The organism is Burkholderia vietnamiensis LMG 10929, from assembly GCF_000959445.1.
GTDB lineage: Bacteria > Pseudomonadota > Gammaproteobacteria > Burkholderiales > Burkholderiaceae > Burkholderia > Burkholderia vietnamiensis.
Genome location: NZ_CP009631.1, coordinates 2,947,486 through 2,965,486 on the forward strand (window position 1 = coordinate 2,947,486; position 18,001 = coordinate 2,965,486).

Sequence of the window (18,001 nt, forward strand, 5' to 3'; positions counted from 1 at the left end):
TTACCGGATTTTCACATTCTTTCAGGAAAAACTTTCCGATTGCTTGGTGAGCCGGATTTCTTGAATCACATATCACCTTCCTGAGCCCGGCCAGCTACGGCCGCTCCGTCGATGAATTTCCGCATCGGCGCACTTCGCTCATGCGTCTCGTTCAGACAATGGCGTATGTCGGTGCCGAACCCAGGCAAAGTCGTGGCAAAGAGAGCTCGCCCTGAAACAACCGCTGGAAGGCTGGGCTCGCGCGGCCGGCAACAGAAGGTGCTGTACCGGTCTGACAACAAGACACCATTGTCGGTCGACTGCGTGCGCTATCAGGTCATGCGACCCGAGGAGTGTTTGGAGTTTGATCGAGACCTGACGGAGATCAGCGGGTCCCAATTGGAGATGAGCCGATGTCGAAGGCAGGCCGCAACTGCTGGACGCTTGCACGCACGCGGCAATCCGGAACCCCGCAAGGGCACGGACGCGATCACTGGAGATCGGCACTCAGGCTACGTTCGGCGTCTCGCGGAGATATTTGGTGCCGGGGACCGGACTCGAACCGGCAAGCCAATTAAGGCGGCGGATTTTCGTCACACTGCTTCTTTCAAAGCCGGCGTCGCCAAGACGACGCCGTTCGTGCGCTGGACTATGCCTTCGCCATCGCGCGCGGGCGTTTTATCGCTGCCCGTGCGCTTTAGGCGCCCCCCGTCTAGTCTCTACACCTTCCTCGCGGGCGCTGCGCCGCGAGGCTTGGCTCGGTGTTGCCTCGATGCGCGTCGCGCATCAGGGGTTTCGCCGAATTTGAAGGGTTCTGCACCGGCCGTTTCCGGCCGGGCACTCAATCGTTTAAGTCCGCTATGTTTACCAATTTCATCACCCCGGCAAAAGGGCGGACGCGATTCTACCATTGCTTCGCGCATCCGTTCCCCGATTCGGGTGCGGCGCATCGCGCCGCGCCGCGCGCATGAGCGCCGCCGCCATCGCCGCCGCTCGTTTCCCGCGCCGCAGCCTCCCGCCGCTACAATCGGATCGGCCATGCTCGTGCGCAACCGAACGCCCGCATCCCCCGCCACGCGTTCTTGCGAAACTGCCTCGCCGCGCGTCATCGCGAAGTCACAAACGTTTTCGATAATCCACTCGCCGAAAACGTTTACATCGCGTCACGCCATGCCCCAGACCATCAAGGACGTCGCCGCCCTCGCCGGCTTCTCCATCGCCACCGTATCGCGTGCGATCAACGCGCCGCACACCGTCAGCCCCGCGACGCTGGCGGCGATCCGCACCGCGATCGACACGCTGCAGTTCCGCCCGAGCCCGCTCGGCCGTCAATTGCGCGGCGAGCGCACGCGCCTCGTCGGCGTCGTCGTGCCGACGATCGCGAACCCGGTGTTCGCCGACTGCCTGCAAGGCATCGACGAACTGGCGACCGCGGCCGGCTTCAAGCTGATCCTGATGACGACCGAATACGACGCGGCCCGCGAGCGGCACGCGATCGAAACGCTGCGCGAACAACGCGTCGAAGGCCTGATCCTGACCGTCGCCGACGCCGACACGCATCCGCTGCTCGACATGCTCGATCGCGACGGCCCGCACTACGTGCTGATGCACAACGACACGCAGCGCCGCCCGTCGGTGTCGGTCGACAACCGCCGCGCCGCCTACGACGGCGTCCGTCTGCTGACCGCGCGCGGCCATCGCCGCGTGCTGATGCTGGCCGGCTCGCTCGCCGCATCCGACCGCGCGCGCCAGCGTCATCTCGGCTACGCGCAGGCACTCGCCGAAGCCGATGTCGCGACGCTGCCGCCCGTCGAAGTCGACTTCAACGCCGCCGAGCTGCCCGACGCGGTGCTCGCGCATCTCACCGCGCGCGCGACGCGCCCGACCGCGCTGTTCTGCAGCAACGACCTGCTCGCGATGGTCGTGATGCGCGGCCTGCGCCGCGCGGGCTTCTCGGTTCCCGACGACCTGTCGGTGCTCGGCTTCGACGGCATCGCAATCGGCGAGCTGCTCACGCCGCCGCTCGCGAGCGTCGCGACGCCGAACCAGGATATCGGCCGCCATGCGTGGCGCCGCCTCGTCGATTGCATCGGCGGCGCGTCGATCGAACGCACGTCGCTGATCCTGCCGCACACGGTGCGCGACGGCGCGACCGTCGCGCCGCCGGCCGCCGACCTGCAAACCCGCAACGCCTGAACCCCCGAATGCACCCGCCGCGCGCCCGCGCGCGGCACGCGAAGCTACCCCACCCTGCCCGGAGATCCACCGTGTCCTTTCGCCTGACCTCGCTGCTGCGCCTCGTCGCAGCGCCCATTGCGTGCGCCGCGCTCGTCGCGCTCGCGTCCGCCGCCCACGCCGACGAAACCGCCATCTGCTACAACTGCCCGCCCGAATGGGCCGACTGGGCCGCGCAGATCGCGGCGATCAAGCAGAAGACGGGCATCCGCGTGCCGTTCGACAACAAGAACTCGGGCCAGGCGATCGCGCAACTGATCGCCGAGCAGAAAAGCCCGGTCGCCGACGTCGTCTATCTCGGCGTGTCGTCGGCGTTCCAGGCGAAGGACAAGGGCGTGATCGCGCCGTACCGGCCGGCGCACTGGAACGACATCCCCGCGAACCTGAAGGACCCGCAAGGCTACTGGTTCGCGATCCACTCGGGCACGCTCGGCTTCTTCGTGAACAAGGATGCGCTGGACGGCAAGCCGGTGCCGCGCTCGTGGGCCGATCTGCTGAAGCCGGAATACAAGGGGATGGTCGGCTACCTCGATCCGTCGAGCGCGTTCGTCGGCTACGCGGGCGCGGTCGCGGTGAATCAGGCGCTCGGCGGCAGCCTCGACGACTTCAAGCCGGGCCTCGACTGGTTCCGCAAGCTCAAGGCGAACGCGCCGATCGTGCCGAAGCAGACCGCGTATGCGCGCGTGCTGTCCGGCGAGATTCCGATCCTGCTCGACTACGACTTCGACGCGTATCGCGCGAAATACAAGGATCACGCGAACGTGGAATTCGTGATTCCGAAGGAAGGCACGATCGCGGTGCCGTACGTGATGAGCCTCGTGAAGGGCGCGCCGCACGACGCGAACGCAAAGAAGGTGCTCGACTTCGTGCTGTCCGACGAAGGCCAGAAGCTGTGGGCGAGCGCCTACCTGCGGCCGGTGCGCGCACAGGCGCTCGGCGCCGATCTCGCCGCGAAGTTCCTGCCGGCGAGCGAATACGCACGGGCCAAGCCGGTCGACTTCGGCAAGATGGCGACCGGCCAGCAGGCGTTCGGCCAGCAGTACCTGCAGATCATGCAGTAAGCGGCAGGAACGACGCGATGCTCGACCTCACTTTTCCGCTGCGCTGGCGCGTCGCGCTCGTCGCGCCGGCGCTCGCGGTCTTCGCCGCCTTCTGGCTGCTGCCGATGGCCGCGCTCGTGCGGGTGTCCGCCGACGGCGCGTTCTTCGCGCGCTACGCGGCGCTGCTCGGCAACGCGCGCTACATGACGAGCCTCGGCGAAACGGTCGCGCTGTCGGCCGGCGTCACGCTCGCGACGCTCGCGCTGTCGACGATCTCCGGCCTGCTGCTCGCACGCCGCGACTTCGCGGGCAAGCGCGTGCTGCTCGCGCTGCTGACCTTCCCGCTCGCGTTCCCCGGCGTCGTGGTCGGCTTCATGGTGATCATGCTCGCCGGCAGACAAGGGCTGATCGGGATGCTCTCCTCGAAGCTGACCGGCGACAAGTGGGTGTTCGCGTATTCGGTCGCCGGGCTGTTCGTCGGCTACCTGTACTTTTCGATTCCGCGCGTGATCGTCACCGTGATCGCGGCCGCGTCGAAGCTCGACGCGTCGCTCGAGGAAGCGGCGCGCTCGCTCGGCGCGTCGCCGTGGCGCATCTTCGTCGACATCGTGCTGCCGGCGCTCGCGCCGGGCCTGATCGCCGCCGGCGCGATCTGCTTCGCGACCGCGATGGGCGCGTTCGGCACCGCCTTCACCCTCGCGACCGACCTGAACGTGTTGCCGATGACGATCTACACCGAGTTCACGCTGAACGCGAACATCGCGACGGCGGCCGGCCTGTCGATCGTGCTCGGCATCGTCACGTGGGCCGTGCTCGCGCTCGCCCGCCGGTTCGCCGGCCACACCGCCGCCGCCGCGGCCTGAGGACGCAGTCATGCAATCGCTTCCCGGTTCATCCGCGCCGTCGCCGGCGCCAGCCCCGTCCGACGCGCGCGGCGCCACGCTGCGCGCGCCGCGCGTGAGCGGCGCACGCGCGATCGCCGCGCTGCAATGGAGCGTCACGCTGTTGCTGTGCGCGTTCCTGATCGTGCCCGTCGTGATGTCGGTGCTCGCCGGCGTCACCGTCAACTATTTCCGCGGCCTGTCGAGCGGCCTCACGCTGCGCTGGCTCGAGCAGGTGTGGCAGCAGTATCAAGGCTCGGTCGCGCTGTCGCTCGGCGTCGCGTTCGCGACGCTCGCGATCGTGCTCGTCACCGGCGTGCCGGCCGGCTATGCGCTCGCGCGCAGCAACAGCCGCGTGGCGCGCGCCATCGAAGAAGCGCTCGTGCTGCCCGTCGCGCTGCCGGGCCTCGCCTCTGCCCTCGCGCTGCTGGTCGTGTACGGCGGCTTCACCGCGTTCCGGATGAGCCTGTGGTTCATCGTCGTCGGCCACGTCGTGTTCACGCTGCCGTTCATGGTGCGCGCGGTCGCGGCCGTGGCGGCCGGCGCCGAGCTGCGCACGCTCGAAGAAGGCGCGGCGAGCCTCGGCGCGTCGTTCGTCACGCGCTTCGTGACCATCGTGCTGCCGAACCTGCGCCCCGGCATCGTCGCGGGCGCGCTCGCGGTGCTCACGCTGTCGATCGGCGAATTCAACCTGACGTGGATGCTGCACACGCCCGATACGAAAACGCTGCCGGTCGGGCTCGCCGACACGTATGCGTCGCTACGCCTCGAAGTCGGCAGCGCATACACGATCGTGTTCCTGCTGATGACGCTGCCGCTGCTCGTCGCGATGCAATGGCTCGGCGTCGATCCGTCCGGCACGCGCGCCGCACGACGCCGCGCGCGCTGATGTCGCGCCACCCCTTACCCTGCCCCATGAAACTCGACTCCACTCCCATCACCCTGACCGGCTGCGCGAAGACCTTCCGCGGCACGCGCGTGCTCGAACCGCTCGACCTGTCGATCGGCGCCGGCGAGACGCTCGTGCTGCTCGGCCCGTCCGGCTGCGGCAAGACGACGACGCTGCGCCTGATCGCCGGCCTCGACACGCCGGACGCCGGCGGCCGCATCCTGTTCGGCGGCGACGACGTGACGCGCCTGCCGATCGAGCGCCGCCAGGTCGGCATGGTGTTCCAGAACTACGCGCTGTTCCCGAACCTGACGGTGCGCGGCAACGTCGGCTACGGGCTGAAGATCCGCAAGACCGCGCCGCGCGCCCTGCGCGAACGCGTCGACGAATTGCTCGCGATGATGCGGCTCGACGCGCATGCGGACAAACCGGTCGATCAGCTGTCCGGCGGCCAGCGCCAGCGCGTCGCGCTCGCGCGCGCGCTGGCGGTGCGGCCGCGCGTGCTGCTGCTCGACGAGCCGCTGACCGCGCTCGACGCGAAGCTGCGCGACGTGCTGCGCCGCGACATGAATGCGCTGCTGCGCGAGCTCGGCGTGACGACCGTCTACGTGACGCACGATCAGGCCGAGGCGATGGAGCTCGGCGACCGGATCGTCGTGATGGGCGCCGGCCGCATCGAGCAGATCGGCACGCCGCGCGACATCTACTACCGGCCGGCGAACCGCACGGTCGCGCAGTTCATCGGCACGCTGAACCGTCTCGCGGGACAATGGCGCGACGGCGCGCTCGCGACGACGGGCGGCTCGATCGTCACGCCGCATGCCGCCGACGAGTGGTTCTTCCGCCCGGAGGACGCGCAGCTCACCGATCCCGCGAAGGCGCCGCTGCGCGGCGCGATCGGCGCGTGCGCGTTCCTGGGCGAGCGGACGCGGCTCACGATCGAGCACGCGGCACCCGATGCGCTCGTGATCGACGTGCCGGGCCGCATCGAGCTCGCGCGCGGCACGGCGGTCGGCCTGACGATCGCGGCCGAAGGGCTGATCGCGCTCGCCGCGTGACGCCGCCCCACGATCAACCGACATTCCGGGACCCCACGATGCTGCTTGCTCAAATCAGCGACCTCCACATCAAGCGCCCGGGCCAGCTCGCGTACCGGCGCGTCGACACCGCCGCCGCGCTCGCGCGCTGCATCGCGAAGCTGAACGCGCTGACGCCGCGCCCCGACGCGGTGCTCGTCACCGGCGATCTGACCGACTTCGGCCACGACGACGAATACCGGCATCTGCGGGCGCTGCTCGCGCCGCTCGAGATACCGTACTACCTGATGGTCGGCAATCACGACGACCGCGCGGCGCTGCGTCGCGCGTTCCCCGAGCGCGCCGAGCTGCACGACGGCGCGTTCGTGCAGTACGCGCTCGATATCGGCGCGGTGCGCGTGCTCGCGCTCGATTCGCAGGTGCCGGGCGCGAGCCACGGCGACCTGTGCGATGCACGGCTCGCGTGGCTCGCCGCGCAGCTCGACGCCGCACGCGAGCGGCCGGTGATCGTCGCGCTGCATCATCCGCCGTTCGCGTCCGGCATCGGCCACATGGATGCGCTGCGGCTCGCGCCGGCCGCGGCCGCGAAACTCGATGCGCTGCTGCGCGGCCATCCGAACGTCGAGCGCGTGCTGTGCGGCCACGTGCACCGAACGATGTTCACGCGCTTCGGCGGCACGCTCGCGGCGGCCGTGCCGGCGCCCGCGCACCAGGTCGCGTTCGACCTGCGCGCCGATGCGCCGTCCGCGTTCCGGCTCGAACCGCCCGCGTTCGCGGTGCACGCGCATGCGCCCGACACGGGCGTCGTGTCGCATCACGTGTATGTCGACGAAGGCGACGGGCCGTATCCGTTCTATGAACCGAGCGGCGAGCTGGTCGACTGACGGGCGGCATCGGCGCGGGGGATGACGAGGGGCGGCGCCGGCAAGGGACGCTGGCGTGTGCGTCCGTGTGCGAGGTAAGCGCGTGTGCGTCGGCATACGTGGGCGCACGTCGGTATGGGCGCTGCGCGGCGGTACGCGCCGGCGCGGCTCGGTGCGCGGCTCCCGCTCGACCGGAACACGAACCGGCACGACCCGAGCATGACCGGAGCGCCACCTGAGCCCGATCCGAGCCGCACCTAAGCCCTCCCCGCGCACAACGTCATCGCGGCCTTCGCGCGGCCCGTCTCCCGTCTTCCGCACGGCGCGGCCGCACGCCGGCAGGATTCGCGACGCTCCGGTATGATCGGCACCCTCGACAAGCGTGCGCCGCGCCGCGCGCGCCGCCGTTCCACTCCGTCCCGTCGCGACCATGTCCTCCGCCGCCCCCGACCGCTCGACCGACGCCGCCTCGCCGCACTATTCGCGCAGCCTGCTGTTGCTGCTCGCGACGATCGCCGGCGTGTCGGTCGCGAACATCTACTACAACCAGCCGCTGCTCGACGCGTTCCGTTCGGCGTTTCCGGACCGCGCGTCGTGGATCGGCGTCGTGCCGACCGCGACCCAGCTCGGCTATGCGGCCGGCATGTTCGTGCTCGCGCCGCTCGGCGACCGTTTCGACCGCCGCGGGCTGATCCTGATGCAGATTGCGGGCCTGTCGATCGCGCTGATCGTCGCCGCGGCCGCCCCGTCGCTGGCGGTGCTGGCAGCCGCGAGCCTCGCGATCGGCGTGCTCGCGACGATCGCACAACAGGCCGTGCCGTTCGCGGCGGAGATCGCGCCGCCGGCCGAGCGCGGCCAGGCGGTCGGCACGGTGATGAGCGGGCTGCTGCTCGGCATCCTGCTCGCGCGCACGGCGGCCGGCTTCGTCGCCGAATATTTCGGATGGCGGGCGGTGTTCGGCGCGTCGGTCGCCGCGCTCGTCGTGCTCGCCGCGGTGATCGTGCTGCGCCTGCCGCGCAGCACGCCGACGTCGACGCTGTCGTACGGCAAGCTGCTCGGCTCGATGTGGCATCTGGCGGTCGAACTGCGCGGGCTGCGCGATGCGTCGCTGACAGGCGGCGCGCTGTTCGCCGCGTTCAGCGCGTTCTGGCCGGTGCTCACGCTGTTGCTCGCTGGCGCTCCGTTCCATCTCGGCCCGCAGGTCGCCGGGCTGTTCGGGATCGTCGGCGCGGCCGGCGCGCTGGCCGCGCCGTATGCGGGCCGCTTCGCCGACAAGCGCGGCCCGCGCACGATCATCTCGCTCGCGATTGCGCTGATCGCGGTGTCGTTCGCGATCTTCGCGGTGTCGGGCACGAGCCTCGTCGGGCTCGTGATCGGCGTGATCGTGCTGGATGTCGGCGTGCAGGCCGCGCAGATCTCGAACCAGTCGCGCATCTACGCGCTCAAGCCCGACGCGCGCAGCCGCGTGAACACCGTCTACATGGTGTGCTACTTCATCGGCGGCGCGCTCGGCTCGTCGATCGGCGTCGCCGCATGGCATGCGTTCGGCTGGATCGGGATGTGCACGGCCGGCTTGCTGTTTACCGCGCTCGCCGGATGGTGCCACCACCGCGGCGCACGCCGAAGCTGAGCGGCGCCGCGCGGCGTCGTCACGCGTCGGTGCGCGAGGCGGCCGGCTGGTCCGCGGGCGGCACGGCGAACACCGACGCGGGCTCGACCACCGCGGCCGGATCGACGACGGCGCCCGGCGCCGGCACCCCCAGCGGCACGGCCGACGGCGCGAGGATCGGCGCGGGCTCGGGCATCGACGGCTGATCCGGCGCGGCCGCAGCGCCGGCTTGCAGCTCGACGGCGGCCGGCGACGTGGCCGACGACATGGCCGGCGAAGCGTCGGCCGCCGGCCGGCGCGCCGGATCGAACACGAACGACAGCCCGACGCTGCCGAGAATCGCGACCGTCGCGACGACGGTCGCCGTGGTGACCGGTTCGCCGAGCATCAGCGCGCCGAGCGCGACCGCGACGATCGGATTCACGTACATGCAGCTGCTCGCGATGATCGGGCTCGTATGGCGGATCAGATAGCCGTAGGCGACATACGCGGCCATCGTGCAGAACACCATCAGGTAGATGAACGCGAACACCGGCCCGGCCGACAGCTGCTCGATGCGCTCGCCCATCAGCCAGGCGGCGAGCGTCGACATCAGGCCGCCGAGGCCGATCTGCAGCGACGTCGACAGAAACAGGTCGGACGGCAGCTTCAGCCGTGTCGCGAGATGCGCGCCGCCTGCCCAGAACAGCGCGCCGGCCAGCACGCAGATGGTGCCGAGCGCCGAGTTGGCGGCGCCGCCGCCGCCCGAGTTCAGCACGACGATGCCGACCATCCCGAGCGCGACGGCCGCCCACTCCCCTCGCGCGACCGGGCGCCCGGCGACCGCCGCGATCACGGTGGCAAAGAGCGGCACCGTCGCGACCATCACCGCGGCCGAGCCGCTGCTGACGGTGCGCATCCCCAGCGCGATCGTGCCGGACGACAGCGCGACCAGCATCGTGCCGACGATCGCCGAGTTGCGGACTTCGACGAGCGTCGGCCGCGCGGGCTTGCGGCGCAGCGCGAACACGAACAGCCCGATGCCGCCGAGCAGGTTGCGCAGGCCCGACAGCAGCAGCGGCGGAAACGACTGCAGCGCGAAATGCAGGCCGCTGTAGGTCGAGCCCCAGACGAAGTAGATGAAAACCAGCGCCAGTGCGACGCGGCCGCCGCGGCTTTGCGGCAGGCGGATGCGCAATGGCAGTCGGGGCAGCCGGGCGAGGAAATCCAGCAGACGGTCGAGTGGCGTCATCGTTCAGCCCGCCCGCACGGCAGGTGGCGCGCTCCGCTGCAAGACACCGGAGCAACCGGCAAGCGGCCCAGACGGGACCGGGAAAGCGGGGACGAGCGTGCGGAACGACATGACAGTGCGAACGGCGACGAATAGGAACCGGCAAGCGGCGGCAGAGGGTCGGACAAGATGTGCGCGCACGGCATCGTGCGCGCATGCCCGGCATTATGGCATCAAGGATTCGAAAGGATCGCCCGGCCCGGCCGAAAGGATGTCGACTGACGTTTCGGCGCGACATTTGCGGGCGCGGCACGGGTGAGATGCGGCGGTGCGGGTAGGTCGGGCGTGTGTCGACGGTTGGCTGGGGCGGCCGCTGCGCGACGCCGCCCACCATCACGCACCATCGCCCACCATCGCGCGCGGTGCGCAGCCGTGACGCAGCGCGCCTCGCACCGCCCCGCCGCTCACGATCCGCCGAACCAGTTGTAGCCCTGGTCGACCCAATAACCGCCCGGATAGGTGTCGGTCACGAAGATCTCCATGATGTGCTTCGGATTCTTGTAGCCGAGCTTGGTCGGCATCCGCAGCTTCATCGGGAAACCGAATTCCGGCGGCAGGCGGCGGCCGTCGTAGTCGAACGCGAGCAGCGTCTGCGGGTGCAGCGCGGTCGGCATGTCGATGCTCTCGTAGTAGTCGTCCGCACATTTGAAGCCGACGTACTTCGCGTGCGTATCGGCGCCCGCGCGCGCGAGGAACGCGCCGAACGGCGTGCCGCCCCAGCGGCCGATCGCGCTCCATCCTTCGACGCAGATGTGCCGCGTGATCTGCTCCGCATGCGGCAGCGCGCGCAGCTCGTCGAGCGTCCATACGCGCTTGCCGGTCACGCGACCGGACAGCACGAGCCGGTAGGTCGACGCGTCGACGTGCGGCACCTCGTCGATGCCGTAGTACGCATTGAACGGGAACGGCCGCGTGATGTCGGCCTCGGTATAGGTCGGCGCGAGTCGCTCGCCGCTGAACAGCCACGCCTGCACGCGATCGTTGATGCGCGACACCTGCTCGAGAAACGTGTTCACCGACGCATCGTCGTGCAGCGTGCAGCCGCTCAGCATCGTCAGGCCGCCGAGCGTCAGGATGCGCCGGTTGAACAGGCGCCGGGAGGGCATTTCGAGCTCGCGCCGCACGTCGAGCGCGAGCGACTGGCGGTCGAGCGTCCACGGCCGGCGCTCGCCGGGGGATTCGGATTCGGACATGATGAGTTCCTCGATCGTGAGCAGACGAATCAGCGTCCGCGCAGCATCGCGAGCAGCGAGCGCGGCACGCGCAACGCCATCGCGACGTGCACGACGACGAACGCGACGAGCAGCGTCATCGCCCAGAAATGCACGATGCGCGCGTTGTCGTAGCCGCCGAACGATGCGCGCAGCAGCGGAAACTGCACCGACTTCCAGATCGTCAGCCCGGACAGCACGAGCAAGGTCAGATCGGCGATCGCGAACAGGTAGGCCGCACGCTGCACCGCGTTGTAGACGCTCGGGTCGTCGTGCGCGAGCCGGCCGCGCAACGCGGCGCCCAGGTCGCGCCACACCGCGCGCGGCGTGACGGGCAGCATCTTGCGCGCGACGCGTCCGGTCGAGATCGACATCGTCAGGTAGAACAGCCCGTTGCCGACGAGCAGCCACATCGCCGCGAAATGCCATTGCAGCGCGCCGCCGAGCCAGCCGCCCAGCGTGATGCCGTGCGCGAACACGAACGGCGGATAGATCGGCGACGCATCGTAGATGCGCCAGCCGGACAGCACCATCAGGATCGCCGCGAGCGCATTGAGCCAGTGGCTCACGCGCACCCACAGCGGATGAATCGGGCGCGCGGGGCGCGGGGCCGCCGCGTGGCCGATGGCGGGAAGGGTTGGCATGATGAACACTCCGGATAGCGTCCGCGTCGATGCGGACGGGCACGACGCGGCACGATGCGCCACGCCACGACACGCGCAGCGCAGCGCGACGCGCAACCGGCCGGCGTGCTGCGCACGCGGCGGCCACGCGCCCGTACGGTTGCGTCAGTTCGACGGCGCCATCTTGTCGCCCGACGCCTTGCCCATCGCATCGTGCGACATCGCATCCGGCTTCATGGCGTCGTGCTTTTTCATCGCGTCCTTCTTCATGCCGTCCTTCTTTATCGCATCGTGGCCCATCGCGTCCTTCGACATCGACGACGCGCCCTGCGACATCGCGTCGTTCTGCGCGTAAGCGCTCGTTGCAAGCGCGGCGAAAGCGGCGACACAGGCGGCGATCAGTACGTTTTTCATCAGATTTCTCCACAACATGGGTTCGAGGAGCCGAATAGACGAACGACATCGCCGGAAATGACAGCCGCCGCGAAATTTTTTTGGGCCGCGCAAACGCGCGCGATGTTGCACCGCTTCGCACCCGCCCGCGACGCGCGAACGCGCTGCGGCGGCGCGGCGTGCTGCCGGCCGCGCGGGCGCTCGCGGCGGCGGCCATGCTGCGGCGCACCGCGGCGGCGCCCGGCTGCCGGTTGAAACCGCTGCGAAGCCGGTGTATCTTGTGCGCTGCTAACGCGGGGGTCCTGCAATGCGCCCGGTCAAACAACCGGCATTGCGGGTGAGAAATACCCTTTGAACCTGATCTGGATAATGCCAGCGCAGGGAAGCGTACGGATTTCGCCGCCATCCTCCTGACGAAATCCGCCGCCTCACCAAGCGTCGTCTCCTGCTTAGCTCGAGCCCCACATTCGTCAAGGGCTCCGGGCCTGCGCAGAAGCGCCTGCCCGGCGCTCACACAGGAGATTGCATGAACGCCAATCCGAAGTTTCTGTCCGCCGACGCCCACGTCGACGCCGCTGCCGTCGCCCCGCTGCCGAATTCGCGCAAGGTTTACGTAACCGGTTCGCAGCCCGACATCCGCGTGCCGATGCGTGAAATCACTCAGGCCGACACCCCGACCGGCTTCGGCGGCGAAAAGAATCCGCCGATCTACGTGTACGACACGTCGGGCCCGTACACCGACCCCGACGCGAAGATCGACATCCGCGCGGGCCTGCCCGCGCTGCGCCAGCGCTGGATCGAAGCGCGCGGCGACACCGAAGTGCTCGACGGCCTGTCGAGCGGCTACGGCCGCGAGCGCGCGGCCGACCCGGCCACCGCCGACCTGCGCTTCCCCGGCCTGCACCGCAATCCGCGCCGCGCGCAGGCGGGCAAGAACGTCACGCAGATGCACTACGCGCGTCAGGGCATCATCACGCCGGAAATGGAATACATCGCGATCCGCGAGAACCAGCGCCGCGCCGAGTATCTCGAGAATCTGAAGGCGAGCGGCCCGAACGGCGCGAAGCTCGCCGCGATGATGGGCCGTCAGCACCCGGGCCAGGCGTTCGGCGCCGCGGCCTTCGGCGCGAACGCGCTCGCCGAGATCACGCCCGAGTTCGTGCGCGACGAAGTCGCACGCGGCCGCGCGATCATTCCGGCGAACATCAACCACCCGGAATCGGAGCCGATGATCATCGGCCGCAACTTCCTCGTGAAGATCAACGCGAACATCGGCAACTCGGCCGTCACGTCGTCGATCGGCGAGGAAGTCGACAAGATGACGTGGGCGATCCGCTGGGGCGGCGACACGGTGATGGACCTGTCGACCGGCAAGCACATCCATGAAACGCGCGAGTGGATCATCCGCAACAGCCCGGTGCCGATCGGCACGGTGCCGATCTACCAGGCGCTGGAGAAGGTCAACGGCAAGGCCGAGGACCTCACGTGGGAAATCTTCCGCGACACGCTGATCGAGCAGGCCGAGCAAGGCGTCGACTACTTCACGATCCATGCGGGCGTGCGGCTGCAGTACGTGCCGCTCACCGCGAACCGGATGACGGGCATCGTATCGCGCGGCGGCTCGATCATGGCGAAGTGGTGCCTCGCGCACCACAAGGAAAGCTTCCTGTACGAACACTTCGAAGAGATCTGCGAGATCATGAAGGCGTACGACGTGAGCTTCTCGCTCGGCGACGGCCTGCGCCCCGGCTCGATCTACGACGCGAACGACGAAGCGCAGCTCGGCGAGCTGAAGACGCTCGGCGAGCTCACGCAGATCGCGTGGAAGCACGACGTGCAGGTGATGATCGAAGGCCCCGGCCACGTGCCGATGCAGCTGATCAAGGAGAACATGGACCTGCAGCTCGACTGGTGCAAGGAAGCGCCGTTCTACACGCTCGGGCCGCTGACCACCGACATCGCGCCGGGCTACGACCACATCACGTCGGGCATCGGCGCCGCGATGATCGGCTGGTTCGGCACCGCGATGCTGTGCTACGTGACGCCGAAGGAGCACCTCGGGCTGCCGAACAAGGACGACGTGAAGGAAGGGATCATCACGTACAAGCTCGCCGCGCACGCCGCCGACCTCGCCAAGGGTCACCCGGGCGCGCAGGTGCGCGACAACGCGCTGTCGAAGGCGCGCTTCGAGTTCCGCTGGGAAGACCAGTTCAACATCGGCCTCGATCCGGACAAGGCGCGCGAATTCCACGACGAAACGCTGCCGAAGGATTCGGCGAAGGTCGCGCATTTCTGCTCGATGTGCGGGCCGCACTTCTGCTCGATGAAGATCACGCAGGACGTGCGCGAGTTCGCCGCCCAACAGGGCGTGTCGGAAACCGAAGCGCTGCAGAAGGGCATGGAAGTCAAGGCAGTCGAGTTCGTGAAGACCGGCGCGGAGATCTATCACCGCCAGTAAGCGGACATGCGGAGGCCGCGGCTCGCACGGGCCGCGGCCCCGCACACGTCTGCCGACGCCTGCACGAGCCCGCTTTCGAGCGGGCTTTGTTTTGCGCGTTCGTCGCATCGCGCATGCCTGCCCGCGGGCGAGAAACAATTCATTACGAAAGCGCCCGAGCCTTAACAAGTCCTTACAGCAGCATGACGGGACGGCGGGTAGATTGGCCATATGCACAGCCTCGATACGGTCGTGCGACCTCCCTCCACTACCACAAGGACAACGATCATGCGTAACTCGATTCGGCGTTTTGGGGTATGCGCGCTCCTCGTCGCGACGGTAGCGAGCCTGTCGGCCTGCGATTCGATGACGCGCCGTCAGCGCGATACGGCGATTGGCGCAGGCGTCGGCGGTGTGGCCGGCGCGGCGATCGGCGGCAACGCGCTGTCGACGCTCGGCGGCGCGGCAGCTGGCGGCCTGATCGGCAACCAGGTCGGCAAGTAAGCGTACGCTCAGGCTCATTCCAGGTCGCCGCCGCGCGCGGCGGCTTGGGCAAAACGGCGTTTCCGCGGTGCGGAAACGCCGTTTCGCATTGGCGGGCACGCATTGGCACATTGCGCGGCGATGCCCCCGGAAACGCGCCGTTACCCTTTCGCTCGCCGATGCGTCGCCGTGCGGGCTAAGCTGAAGCATCGGCTCCCGCCGGAGAAACATCATGACCAGGACCCTCGTCGCCACGGCGCTCGCATGCGCAGCCCTCGCCGGTTGCTACTACCCTTACGGCTACTATTCGTCCGGTTATTACGCGGCCACGCCGGTGCAGCCGGCGCCCGTGTATGTCGCGCCCAACCCCGCGTACTACTATCCGGCGCCCGTCTACGGGCCGGCGTGGGGCGGTTACTGGGGGCCGGCCGTGTCGCTGAACTTCGGCTTCGGCGGCCGCGGCGGCTGGCGCCACCATTGATGCACCGCGGCGCGGCCGGGCGGGCGCGCGCGCCGAGGTCCCGTTTCTTGTCGTTTCATCCGATCGTGAAACGAACGCGCGATCCTGCGGTGTAACATCCACCGCATTCCTCCTCTCGCCGGCCGCCCGATGTCGCCCAAGAACGCCCTTCTGCTGACCGTCCTCGCTGCCCTGTGGGGTGCGTCGTTCCTCTTCATCCGGATCGGCGTCGCCGAATTCGGCGTCGCGCCGCTGATGGCGTTGCGCGTGGGCATCGGAGCGCTGTTCCTCACGGGACTCGCGCTCACGCGCTTCAAGCCCGCCGATCTCGGCGCGCGGTTGCGCCGGCATGCGTGGCCGTTGTTCGTCGTCGGCGTGCTGAACTCGGGCGCGCCGTTCTGCCTGTTCGCGTTTGCGGAACTGACGCTGTCGGCCGGCGTGACGTCGGTGATCAATGCGACGACGCCGCTGTGGGGCGCGCTCGTCGCCTACCTGTGGCTGAAGGACAAACTGTCGTTGCCGCGCGCGCTCGGCCTCGTGATCGGTTTTGCCGGCGTGCTGACGCTCGTGTGGGATCAGGTCGCCAGCGCGCGCGGCGCGACCGGCGCCACCGCCACCGTGCTGGCCGCGGCAGCCGCGCTCGGCGCGACGCTGCTGTACGGCATCGCGGCCAACTACACGAAGCGCAAGCTCAGCGGCGTCGATCCGCTCGTCAACGCGACCGGCAGCATGATCGGCTCGACGGTGCTGCTGGTGCCGTTCGCGATCGCGACGTGGCCTGCCGCGGCGATCGGCGTCCATGCGTGGGGCGCGGTGCTCGCGCTCGGCATCGCCTGCACCGGCGTCGCGTATTTCATCTTCTTTTACCTGATCGCGCACATCGGTCCGGCCCGTGCGATCACGGTGACGTTCGTGATCCCCGTCTTCGGCCTGCTGTGGGGTGCGCTGTTCCTCGGCGAACGCGTGTCGATCGTGATGATCGAGGGCTGCGCGATCGTGCTCGTCGGCACCGCGCTCGCGACCGGCGTGATCAGACGGATTCCGGGCTTCGGCCCGCGCGGCGGCGAGGCGGCCTGAGCGGCGTGCGGCTGACGCCTGCGCCGCGCGCCGGTGTAGCGTTTGCGTCTGGAGTTTCCCTGATACGCACGGCGCGCGCTTGCCGTTACACTCGCAGCACTCATCCGCACAAGGCGGTTACGATGCACCGCGTTCTTTTGCGTCCACCCGCGCGTGCGACGGTTTCGGCGCGGCGCGCACGAGACCGTCTCGCCGATCGCCGCAGGGCGTCTTCGCCATGAAGCCTGCCCGCGACCTCCCCCGCGAACTCTCGCTCGACTCCCTGCTCGAACGCCTGACGCCGACGCCCGGCGGCTGGGTGGCAACCTACCGCGACACGACGCTGCGCAGCGTGTTCCAGCCGGTGCTGTCGATCACGCACAAGCGCGTGGTCGGCTACGAAGCGCTGCTGCGCGTCGTCGACGAAAATGGCGCGCTGAGGTCGCCGGCGGCGCTCTTCGACCGCACGCGCGCGGCGGCCGACGTGCTGCTGCTCGACCGGCTCGCGCGCTGCCTGCATACGGCCAACTTCGTCGCGCAACGCATCGGCGACGGCTGGCTGTTTCTGAACGTGACGCCGCGCGTGCTCGATTCGGGCCTCGTGCAGCGCGGTTTCGTCGACGCGCTGTGCCGGCATTTCGGATTGCCACCGAACCGCATCGTGCTCGAAGTCGTCGAGAAGCGGGCGCGCGACGAAGCGGCGCTCGCCCGCACGATCGACATGATTCACCACCGTGACTTCCTGATCGCGATCGACGATTTCGGCACCGGGTTCTCGAATTTCGACCGCGTGTGGCGCGCGCGGCCCGATATCGTGAAGCTCGACCGCTCGCTGGTCGAGCGCGCGAATTCGTCGGCCGACGATCGGCGGATCATGTATCACCTGGTGTCGATGCTGCATCAGGCCGGCGCGATGGTGCTCGCCGAAGGCGTCGAAAGCGACGACGCGCTGCAGACGCTGATGGAAGCCGACATCGATTTCGTGCAGGGCTTCTGGTTCGGCCAGCCGGATGCGTCGATCGCGCAAGCGAGCGCGGCGGCGCCCGCGCTGCTCGACGCCGCATGGCGGCGTTTCATCGCGCAGCGGCATCGGCCCGCCAGCGACGGGCAGCCCGGCTTCGATGCGATCGAGCGGCTGGTGCTCACCGGGGCGGCGACGTTTGCGGCGAGCGGCAGCCTGGAGGAAGCCGCGCAGCGCGTGTTCACGGTGCCGGCGGCGCGGCGCGTGTTCGTCACGGACGAGATCGGCGAACAGTTTCTGCCGTCGATCGGCGCGCGCGTCGACGCCGGTCAGGCTGTCGGCACGCGGCTGTCGCCGCTGTTCCCGGAAACGCACAGCAACTGGTCGCGGCGCCCGTACTTCCAGCGCGCGATCGCCGCGCCGGGCCGCGTTGCGCTGATGGGCCCGCACTTCTCGCTGACCGAAGGCCGCGACTGCTATACGGCAGCCGTCGCGATTCGCGCGGAAGGCCGTCTCGTGGTGTTCTGCGTCGATTTCGTACTCGACCGCGCGGGCACGGTGATGCGGTAGGGGG

General features: G+C 69.1%; 16 protein-coding genes and 1 riboswitch. Of the genes, 12 read left to right on the forward strand and 4 right to left on the reverse strand.

All coding sequences use genetic code 11. The features are described 5' to 3' along the window. Positions 1 to 1,149 precede the first annotated feature (1,149 nt). The 7 genes from AK36_RS23245 to AK36_RS23275 all read left to right on the forward strand — a co-directional run bounded on the left by AK36_RS23245 (position 1,150) and on the right by AK36_RS23275 (position 8,554). Complete coding sequence (locus tag AK36_RS23245; RefSeq protein WP_011884111.1) at positions 1,150 to 2,175, forward strand: LacI family DNA-binding transcriptional regulator; 1,026 nt, start codon at positions 1,150 to 1,152, stop codon at positions 2,173 to 2,175. A gap of 71 nt (positions 2,176 to 2,246) precedes the next feature. Then, positions 2,247 to 3,275 carry an ABC transporter substrate-binding protein gene (locus AK36_RS23250; RefSeq protein ID WP_045579289.1) on the forward strand — a complete coding sequence of 343 codons (1,029 nt, stop codon included), beginning with the start codon at positions 2,247 to 2,249 and terminating at the stop codon, positions 3,273 to 3,275. Between the two features lie 17 nt (positions 3,276 to 3,292). Then, complete coding sequence (locus tag AK36_RS23255; RefSeq protein ID WP_014722781.1) at positions 3,293 to 4,117, forward strand: ABC transporter permease; 825 nt, start codon at positions 3,293 to 3,295, stop codon at positions 4,115 to 4,117. A 10-nt stretch (positions 4,118 to 4,127) separates the two neighbouring features. Next, positions 4,128 to 5,024 carry an ABC transporter permease gene (locus AK36_RS23260; RefSeq protein ID WP_045579290.1) on the forward strand — a complete coding sequence of 299 codons (897 nt, stop codon included), beginning with the start codon at positions 4,128 to 4,130 and terminating at the stop codon, positions 5,022 to 5,024. A gap of 26 nt (positions 5,025 to 5,050) precedes the next feature. Then, complete coding sequence (locus tag AK36_RS23265) at positions 5,051 to 6,082, forward strand: ABC transporter ATP-binding protein (RefSeq protein WP_045579291.1); 1,032 nt, start codon at positions 5,051 to 5,053, stop codon at positions 6,080 to 6,082. Between the two features lie 38 nt (positions 6,083 to 6,120). After that, positions 6,121 to 6,945 (forward strand): phosphodiesterase, encoded by an 825-nt coding sequence (locus AK36_RS23270; RefSeq protein ID WP_014722779.1) that lies wholly within the window; start codon positions 6,121 to 6,123, stop codon positions 6,943 to 6,945. Positions 6,946 to 7,354: 409 nt separating this feature from the next. After that, a complete protein-coding gene (locus tag AK36_RS23275; RefSeq protein ID WP_011884099.1) occupies positions 7,355 to 8,554 on the forward strand; it encodes an MFS transporter in 1,200 nt (399 codons plus the stop codon). Between the two features lie 19 nt (positions 8,555 to 8,573). Here AK36_RS23275 and AK36_RS23280 read toward each other — a convergent pair whose 3' ends face one another. The 4 genes from AK36_RS23280 to AK36_RS23295 form a co-directional block, all read right to left on the reverse strand. Further along, the gene (locus tag AK36_RS23280) at positions 8,574 to 9,764 is read right to left on the reverse strand and encodes an EamA family transporter (RefSeq protein ID WP_045579292.1); all 1,191 of its coding nucleotides are present in this window, start codon (positions 9,762 to 9,764) and stop codon (positions 8,574 to 8,576) included. Between the two features lie 443 nt (positions 9,765 to 10,207). Next, on the reverse strand, positions 10,208 to 10,996 hold the full coding sequence (locus AK36_RS23285) for a molybdopterin-dependent oxidoreductase (RefSeq protein ID WP_011884095.1): 789 nt from the start codon (positions 10,994 to 10,996) through the stop codon (positions 10,208 to 10,210). A 29-nt stretch (positions 10,997 to 11,025) separates the two neighbouring features. Next, on the reverse strand, positions 11,026 to 11,658 hold the full coding sequence (locus AK36_RS23290) for a cytochrome b/b6 domain-containing protein (RefSeq protein WP_045579497.1): 633 nt from the start codon (positions 11,656 to 11,658) through the stop codon (positions 11,026 to 11,028). A gap of 144 nt (positions 11,659 to 11,802) precedes the next feature. Continuing rightward, on the reverse strand, positions 11,803 to 12,051 hold the full coding sequence (locus tag AK36_RS23295) for a pentapeptide MXKDX repeat protein (RefSeq protein WP_045579293.1): 249 nt from the start codon (positions 12,049 to 12,051) through the stop codon (positions 11,803 to 11,805). 264 nt (positions 12,052 to 12,315) lie between these two features. Next, a riboswitch (TPP riboswitch) is annotated at positions 12,316 to 12,432 on the forward strand. Between the two features lie 124 nt (positions 12,433 to 12,556). Here AK36_RS23295 and thiC point away from each other — a divergent pair. The 5 genes from thiC (at position 12,557) to AK36_RS23320 (ending at position 17,997) form a co-directional block, all read left to right on the forward strand. Beyond that, the gene (gene thiC, locus AK36_RS23300) at positions 12,557 to 14,488 is read left to right on the forward strand and encodes a phosphomethylpyrimidine synthase ThiC (protein WP_011884090.1); all 1,932 of its coding nucleotides are present in this window, start codon (positions 12,557 to 12,559) and stop codon (positions 14,486 to 14,488) included. A gap of 267 nt (positions 14,489 to 14,755) precedes the next feature. After that, entirely contained in the window at positions 14,756 to 14,971 is a 216-nt protein-coding gene (locus tag AK36_RS23305; RefSeq protein ID WP_034193216.1) for a glycine zipper 2TM domain-containing protein, read from the forward strand. Between the two features lie 211 nt (positions 14,972 to 15,182). Next, positions 15,183 to 15,431 (forward strand): hypothetical protein, encoded by a 249-nt coding sequence (locus AK36_RS23310; RefSeq protein ID WP_045579294.1) that lies wholly within the window; start codon positions 15,183 to 15,185, stop codon positions 15,429 to 15,431. A 129-nt stretch (positions 15,432 to 15,560) separates the two neighbouring features. Then, entirely contained in the window at positions 15,561 to 16,487 is a 927-nt protein-coding gene (locus tag AK36_RS23315) for a DMT family transporter (protein WP_034193215.1), read from the forward strand. Positions 16,488 to 16,704: 217 nt separating this feature from the next. Then, on the forward strand, positions 16,705 to 17,997 hold the full coding sequence (locus tag AK36_RS23320; RefSeq protein ID WP_045579295.1) for a sensor domain-containing phosphodiesterase: 1,293 nt from the start codon (positions 16,705 to 16,707) through the stop codon (positions 17,995 to 17,997). Positions 17,998 to 18,001: the final 4 nt, after the last annotated feature.